The sequence below is a fragment of the Williamsia sp. D3 genome (assembly GCF_000506245.1).
Lineage (GTDB): Bacteria > Actinomycetota > Actinomycetes > Mycobacteriales > Mycobacteriaceae > Williamsia > Williamsia muralis.
On record NZ_AYTE01000012.1, the window covers coordinates 267,868 to 274,719 of the forward strand.

The 6,852-nt window shown below is 64.0% G+C and carries 6 protein-coding genes and 1 pseudogene; 3 read left to right on the forward strand and 4 right to left on the reverse strand.

The genetic code is table 11. The annotated features are described in order from the left end of the window. Positions 1-42: 42 nt before the first annotated feature. Both W823_RS38060 and W823_RS38065 read left to right on the forward strand, forming a co-directional pair. Complete coding sequence (locus W823_RS38060; RefSeq protein WP_023956236.1) at positions 43-645, forward strand: TetR/AcrR family transcriptional regulator; 603 nt, start codon at positions 43-45, stop codon at positions 643-645. A 48-nt stretch (positions 646-693) separates the two neighbouring features. Further along, on the forward strand, positions 694-1,542 hold the full coding sequence (locus W823_RS38065; protein ID WP_023956238.1) for an SDR family oxidoreductase: 849 nt from the start codon (positions 694-696) through the stop codon (positions 1,540-1,542). Between the two features lie 39 nt (positions 1,543-1,581). Here W823_RS38065 and W823_RS56420 read toward each other — a convergent pair whose 3' ends face one another. Then, positions 1,582-2,901 (reverse strand): HNH endonuclease signature motif containing protein, encoded by a 1,320-nt coding sequence (locus W823_RS56420; protein WP_051406410.1) that lies wholly within the window; start codon positions 2,899-2,901, stop codon positions 1,582-1,584. Between the two features lie 310 nt (positions 2,902-3,211). Here W823_RS56420 and W823_RS57160 point away from each other — a divergent pair. Next, positions 3,212-3,477: pseudogene (locus W823_RS57160) on the forward strand (transposase); the annotation flags it as partial. A gap of 75 nt (positions 3,478-3,552) precedes the next feature. On the opposite strand, the gene W823_RS38075 reads toward W823_RS57160, so the two are convergent. From W823_RS38075 to W823_RS38085, 3 genes are read right to left on the reverse strand one after another with little or no spacing between them, the layout of a single operon-like run. After that, positions 3,553-4,635, reverse strand: coding sequence for a dihydrodipicolinate reductase (locus W823_RS38075; RefSeq protein ID WP_023956240.1), 1,083 nt, complete (start codon positions 4,633-4,635; stop codon positions 3,553-3,555). A gap of 10 nt (positions 4,636-4,645) precedes the next feature. Then, complete coding sequence (locus tag W823_RS38080) at positions 4,646-5,701, reverse strand: phosphotransferase (RefSeq protein ID WP_023956242.1); 1,056 nt, start codon at positions 5,699-5,701, stop codon at positions 4,646-4,648. After that, positions 5,698-6,807 carry a TIGR03857 family LLM class F420-dependent oxidoreductase gene (locus tag W823_RS38085; protein ID WP_031331758.1) on the reverse strand — a complete coding sequence of 370 codons (1,110 nt, stop codon included), beginning with the start codon at positions 6,805-6,807 and terminating at the stop codon, positions 5,698-5,700. Before W823_RS38085 ends, W823_RS38080 begins: the two co-directional genes overlap by 4 nt. Positions 6,808-6,852 lie beyond the last annotated feature (45 nt).

Here is a 6,852-nt window from a genome sequence, read left to right on the forward strand (position 1 = left end):
GTTTGCCCCTGCCCGGCCGACAACAGCGAGGACCCATCGCCCGTGACCGACACCGCCGATACCCGCAGTGTGCACGACCGGCTTCTCGATGCCGCCGAACAGTGCCTGGCTGCCAAAGGCATTCGCGCGACCACCGTGCTCGAGGTCGCCGAGGTGGCCGGTGTGTCGCGGGCGTGGCTCTATCGCCACTTCCCGGATAAATCGGCGTTGCTGGGCGGCGCAATCGTCCGATTGAACGAGACCTTCTGGGCGGATTCGCACTCCACACTGGCCGAGGTGGAGGGTTTCGACCAACGGGTGGCCGCCGGCGTGCGCATCGGCCGCAGCGCATACGACGCTCCCGGAGCCTTGTTGATGAAGTTGCGGGTCAATGAGCCCGAGGAGTTCGCCGCCTGTGCGGGCGCGGGCGTGCAGGGTCTGGTTCCCGACCTCGCCGCGTTCTGGCGGCCCTACCTGGAGATCGCCCAGGAGAAGAACGAACTCCATCCCGACATCGACATCGTCGAGGCCTCTGAATGGGTGGCGCGTTCGCTCATCAGCATCGCGACCGTTCCCGGCGACACACTCGACCCCGACGACGACGCGGCCGTGCTGAGGTACATCCGCCGGTACGTGCTGCCCGGCTTGCAGTCCGGCCCGACCTGAGACAATCCCGGCGCCTCCGCTGCGACCGGACAAAACGAGGAGTTCTTCATGTCGAAATCTGTCCTGGTTGTCATCGGCGTGGGCGGCATGGGTGAAGCGATAGCGAGGCGCCTGGGCACCGGCCGTCCGGTTGTCCTGGCCGACTTCGACGTCGACAGACTCGAATCGCTCGGAGAATCTCTGCGACACAATGGGTACGACGTGCACACCCAACAGGTTGATGTCAGCGACCGCGAGTCACTGAGTCGCCTTGCCGACTTCGCCCTCGGCTTCGGCTCGATCACCGCGCTCGTTCACACCGCCGGCCTCTCCCCCGCTCAAGCCCCGGCCAATCGGATCATCGAGGTCGATCTCGTCGGAACTGCGCTGTCGCTGGATGTGTTCGGCAGTGTGATCGAGGAAGGTGGCGCCGGCGTCTACATCGCCAGCGTCGCCGGCCATATCCTCGGTGCCGCGGTCGACGAAGAAGCAGCAAAGATACTTGCGACAGCGCCCGTCGACGAATTGTCCGCAGCCACAATCCTCGACATCACGGGCCTGCCGGACGATCTGACCCGGGCCCTGACCTACGGCTACTGCAAACGCGGCAATCAACTACGGGTCCAGTACGCCGCGCCGGCATGGGCTCGGCGCGGTGCCAGGGTGAATTGCATCAGCCCCGGCGTCATCGCGACCGCCATGGGCTGGGCCGAGTTCAACGCCTCGTTTGCACATCAGGCGTACGAGGCGATGGTGAATCAATCTGCGGCCGGCCGTTTCGGCACCGCCGAAGACGTGGCTGCCGCTGCCGAGTTCCTGCTCGACCCGGCGAAGGCCGGCTTCATCACCGGTACCGACATCCTCGTCGACGGAGGCGTTGTCGCCGGGGTCAAGAGTGGCGAATTGTTGTTGGGGTAGATACTCCGGTCGAGAGATCTGCGCCCGGCGACCGTCGACTCAGTCTGTCCATCCGTGGGGCCGTGTGGTGAATGTTTGCCCGTATTGGGTTGTCCAGGTGATGGTTCCGTCAGCGTGCATACGCGCCATCCAGTAGCCGAGTGTTTTGCGTTTGTGGTCGGGGCGGCAGATGGCGCCGAGGTTTTGTTCGATGGTCCAGCCGCCTGACCGGGGGTCGGCATGGTTGAACGGGATGATGTGGTCGATTTCGCATTCGGATGCCGGTGTGGAACATCCTGGGGTGCGGCAGGTGCCGTCGCGCGCGATGATCGCCTCGCGTAAGGCTTGTGATGGTTGGTAGGTGAGTGCGCCTGGTGGTGGTTCGGGGAGTCCGCCGTGGCCGTCGGGTGGAAGTAGTCCCGGTGGCGGGGCGGTGATGCCGGGTTGTCGGTGTCGGCCGCGGGCGAATTGGTGGGCTTCTTTGTAGAGCCTTGCCAGGTGGCGTCGGCGGCGAGTTCGCGTGCGAGGGCGGGGTCGATGACGCCGTATCCGTCGATGGTGGGGACTTGTCCGGTCAGGCCGGCCAAGGTGGCTGCGTCGGTGTGGATTTTGACCATCGGCTTGGGTGGGGCGGGTAGGGGTTCGCGGTGCTTTTCGGGGCATTGGTCGCGTTTTGCAGGTGCAGTCGAGGTGCGTGTGTCCGCGCATAACGGCAACGAAGGCGTCGGCGCGTTGCTGGTTGGGTTGGCGGCGGTCGCGACTGCACACGGTGCCGGTGACTGCGGTGATTTGTGCGTCGAGTTCGGCGGCTTCGGCTGCGGTGATGGTCGCGGAGATATGGGCAAGGCCGTTGAGGTCGCGGGAGGAGCGGTAGTCGCGGTGCGGTTGCATCGCTTTGCGTCGTTCCGCTGCTCCGTCGGGGTCGGCAGCGATGACCATGCGGTCGAGTTCGTTGCGGAGTGCGGATCGTGAGAGTCCCTGCTGGGCAATCAGTATGGCTTCGGGTTCGAGTTGTGACACCAGTTCGTCACTCAGGGCTTGGAGTGCGGTGACGATCTCGCGGACGTGGGTGAATCCGATGTCGCCGGCTTCGAACGCTGCACGTGTTTGGTGGAATCGGTCGCGCAGTTGTAAGCCGTTGTCGATGTAGACGCCGGCCATCGTGCGTGAAACATTCAGCAGCATCGACACTTCGATGACTGGGATGCGTGCGGCCTTGTCCAGGTCGCCTGATACGGCCAGTTCTTCATTCACCCGCAGCGAAGCCAGCTCGACGACGTCGGCGATCGTCTGCGCGAACCGGCGGTTCTCCTCGCGTGGAACAGTTCTCAATCCCTCGGCCAACTGCGTGACTCGAGTTCCCCCCTCGACCAACAACATACGACCAGCTTAGCGACAGGGTCTGACATTCTGCGCGGATCGATTTCGTTGTTGCACAGCGGTTGCCGGTCTCCGGGTTACCGCAGTTGCAATCCGGCGATAGGATCGGCAACCGCACAATGCGGACCCAACTCCCGCCAAGCGCGTGAACTACATGGACCGCAAACAGGTCGCCCGGGGCGATCACACCGATCCACACCGCGATGAACGCAGAGGCCGCCCGGGGTGGGTGAGAAGCGTTCCGCGACTCCGCGCTGGGCAACAACACCCGAGTGCCGCACTTGCTTCAACCGATCCTGGTAACGATTCACACCCATTCCTGGAGTCCCCTCCCGAGCTCCGGCAAGTCATCCACACCACCACCTCGATCGAGTCACTCAACTATCGATTGCGCAAGATCATCAAGAACCGCGGCCACTTTCCGAACGACGCGGCAGTCCGCAAACTGCTGTGGCTGACCATTCGCGACATCGAGGACAAACGAGCGTCCCAACAACTCCAAGAACGCGGCATAAAGCAGTCCCTTGGGCACTCGCGATGGCCTACTCAGAACACATCAAACCCTACCCAAACTGACGAACAGAAACGCAAAGATGAAGCAGGAGTGGCGTTCTTACGCAATTATATTGACAAGCTCCCCGCCGAATCAGCTCAGCTCGCGCTGGCCGCCGCGTGACGGTTCCGGATCAGGGGCAGGTCCGCGATGGTGACAAATCCCGGTGGTGCGGCGACCACTGCAGCCACCGAGTTGACGGCCTGGCTGGCCGTGGCGACGCTGGCCGCGTTCACGTGTTCTGCCAGGGAGACATCACGAACGAAACTGGCCAGTGTGACGATGTGGGCCTGAGCCGATGGGGTGCCCTCGAGTGTGATCGTCCAACCATGCTGAGGCGCGGGCCAATTCGAAGGCGGGCGCTCCCCCACCGTCCACACGGCCTCCACCTCGACGCGGATGTGTCCCGCTGAGCGACCGATCCACCGCCACCACTGACCCGCCACCGTGCCGGCCTTGAGCGTACGACCGAAGACCTCGTGGTCGACGGACGCCGGGATCACCTGCAGGTCGGTCACCACCTCGTCCAGGTCGAGGCCCAGAGCGTCGCCCACAAGCCACACCTGTTCCCGGAACAGATCACTGGTGAACTTCAGGCTTTCGCATTTCGGTGTCACCTCCCCGACCGGACTTCCGAACCTCATCTGGTCGAACGTGATCTCCAGACTTTCGTACACCGACCAATCGGCGCGCTCCTGAATTTTCACGTTCGTGATGTCGCGCGTCAGCCCGGACAACGCCAAAGGCATCACAACACCGAGGTTGCCGGGGTTGAGGCCCGTGCCGTGAAATGACGTTCCGCCCGCCTCACGGGCCTCGCGCAGGCGATCTTTGTCGGGACCATCAGCACGCGCGGTGTGAAAGCCTAATGATGTTGTCACGACGTTCTTCCCGGACGCCAAAAGGGCGCACACGTCATCGATTGACGGACTACGGGGTGTGTAGAGGACACAATCGGCGTCCGACTGCACCACTTCGTCGAGGCTGGTGGTAGCGGTGACGCCCACGGCCGATCGGCCGGCCAACACACCGGCATCGACACCATGCTTGTCGCTCGAGTACACCCTGACACCGGCCAGTTCGAGATCGGGATGGTCGAGGATGCCGCGCAAGGCCTCGACACCCACTGCCCCGGTGGCCCATTGGATCACGCGCGTCTTTCCCTCGGCTGCGCCTGGCATCAGCCGACCTTCAGCTTGTCGGGGATCCGGCTGCCAACGCGATGGTGCCGAGATCGCGAATCGCAGCGCACGATCGCGCCACCATCGCCGCAAACATCCGGTCGCCACGATCGGTGCGACTTCCGTATGCGCACCCGAACACCGACACCAGTGGGCCCTGGACCATCGCGAACCGATAGTCGTCCCAGCACGTATCGAGGTCGTAGTCGGTCACACCCTGAGTCACAAGCGCTTGGTGGTAGTCGGCGACCAGTGCCGATTCGTGCGCGCCCCGCTGCTGCGGTGAGAGGCTGGTGCCCAGAAAGTATGCGAGATCGCGTGCCGGCAGCGCCAAACTCAATGTCTGCCAATCGATTGCCGACACCCCCGGCCCGCCGTCCGGAGGAAAGAGCAGATTGTCGAGCCGATAGTCGCCGTGCACCAGACCGAAGCGCTCGGCTCGTCCCAGCGTCCAGGCCTCGCAGACGTCCACGCATTCCCACAACGTCCGGCGATCCTCCTCGGCGATCAGGTCACCGAGCGCCTCGACGAAGATCTCCGTCGCAGGACCGTAGAGTTCGGCCATCATCTTGGCATCGTCGGGGCCGTTGATGGACATCCCATCGATGTCGAGCAGAATCGGGTCGCACCACCGGGGGCCGTGGAGGCCGGCGAGATTGATCACGGCATCGCGCGCCTGATCCACAGTGCAGCCTGCCAGCTGATCGCCCTGCTCGGCCGGGCTCATGTCTTCGAGCAGCAGCGTGAAGTCCGCACCGGTTTCCGATGACGCCGAGTAGAAGCAACGCGGTACCCGGATCGCGACGGTGTCGGCGATCAGAGTGTAGAACCTGACCTCAGAACGGTAGACGCCCGCGAGCATCTCTCGGGTCGCCGGGTCTGACGCCGGCAACTTCGCGAGAAGCCGTTCCGGCACATCATTTCCGGTGAGGCTCAACCGGTAACACGTACCGATCTGGCCCGTCCCGACCGCTGTGGCGTCTACCGACTCGACCTCCCGGCCCAGCGCTGCCGACACCCAGCCGGCGGTCAGATCATCGGCGGACGTCACGATCTCGGTGATCACGGAAAGGCCCTTCCGGGGTTGGCGGGCAGGCGGTCGAATCGATCACCCGGGCGGATGGAGCGCCAGGCATCGAGTACCGGCGCGAGCTCGGTCGGGGTGGCCCCGTGCAGGATCACACTGTCGGCGCCGGCGTTGAACTGGTCTGCGATTCGGTTGGCGCACTGGGCCGCATCGCCGGTGGCCGAGGCCGCAAGCCAATGATCGGGAAGCAGGGCGCTGATCCTGGTCAGGTCGTCGACTGTGCCCACGGCGTCGAATGCTCCCGAAAAGCCCTGAACAAAAGGATCATTCCGGAACCGCTCCAGGTCGGCCAGATCCCAACCGTTCGACCTGACCAGTACCTCCCCGTAACCCTGCAGATAGGTTGCCAGCCGACCGACGAGTTTGCGAAGACGCAGCTCCTCAGGAATTGATTCCTCGACGGTGGCGAGCACCGACCAAATCCGGATCGCCGCTGGATCCCGGCCGCTCTCGGCCGCCGACTCGCGGATGATCGCCACCGAACGTTCGAGTGTCTCATCGCTGAAAAACGTATGCAGCACAACGCCGTCCGCAATCCGACCCGCCAGTTTGAGGGTCTGATCACCGATCGCCATCAACATCAACGGGATGTCTTCGTCGAACGACGCATCCTGCATCAGGAACGGATACTTCCCCGCCGGGCCATCGTGTCCGACAACCGCCTCGCCCTTCCAGAGGGTGCGGTAGATGCCGGCCGCGTCTTCCATCTGTGCGGAGGTCACCCGGGGAACACCCATCACATCGAACAGGAGATTGAAACCCCGCCCGAGTCCGAGCGCATAGCGACCGCCGGTGAGCCTGTGCATCGACGTTGCCATCGTCGCCGTCACCAGCGGATGCCGGGTGTTGTGATTTGTTGCCGCGGTGGCGATCCCGATGTGCCGGCTCACCGCACCCGCGGCGCCGGCCAGCACCGCAGCATCTTTGACGTTGAACCGTTCGGACAGGAAGACCGAGCCGAGACCCAGCTTTTCCGCCTGCTGAACCTCGTCGACGAGATCGCGCGGGCTCGCAGAGTGTCCGGCCAGCCCGTAGCAACCCAATTCGGGAAACTCGACGCCGGCAACGGCCCGTTCGACGGACATTTCGGCCCGGTCGGCGGTCGTTACGGCCCGGTCGACGGCCTTTTG

What these genes read in the sequence shown, in the direction of transcription:
- W823_RS38065 (WP_023956238.1), top strand. Translation starts at nt 694, where the DNA reads ATGTCGAAATCTGTCCTGGTTGTCATCGGCGTGGGCGGCATGGGTGAA.
- W823_RS56420 (WP_051406410.1), bottom strand. Translation starts at nt 2,901, where the DNA reads ATGTTGTTGGTCGAGGGGGGAACTCGAGTCACGCAGTTGGCCGAGGGA.
- W823_RS38075 (WP_023956240.1), bottom strand. Translation starts at nt 4,635, where the DNA reads ATGCCAGGCGCAGCCGAGGGAAAGACGCGCGTGATCCAATGGGCCACC.
- W823_RS38085 (WP_031331758.1), bottom strand. Translation starts at nt 6,807, where the DNA reads ATGTCCGTCGAACGGGCCGTTGCCGGCGTCGAGTTTCCCGAATTGGGT.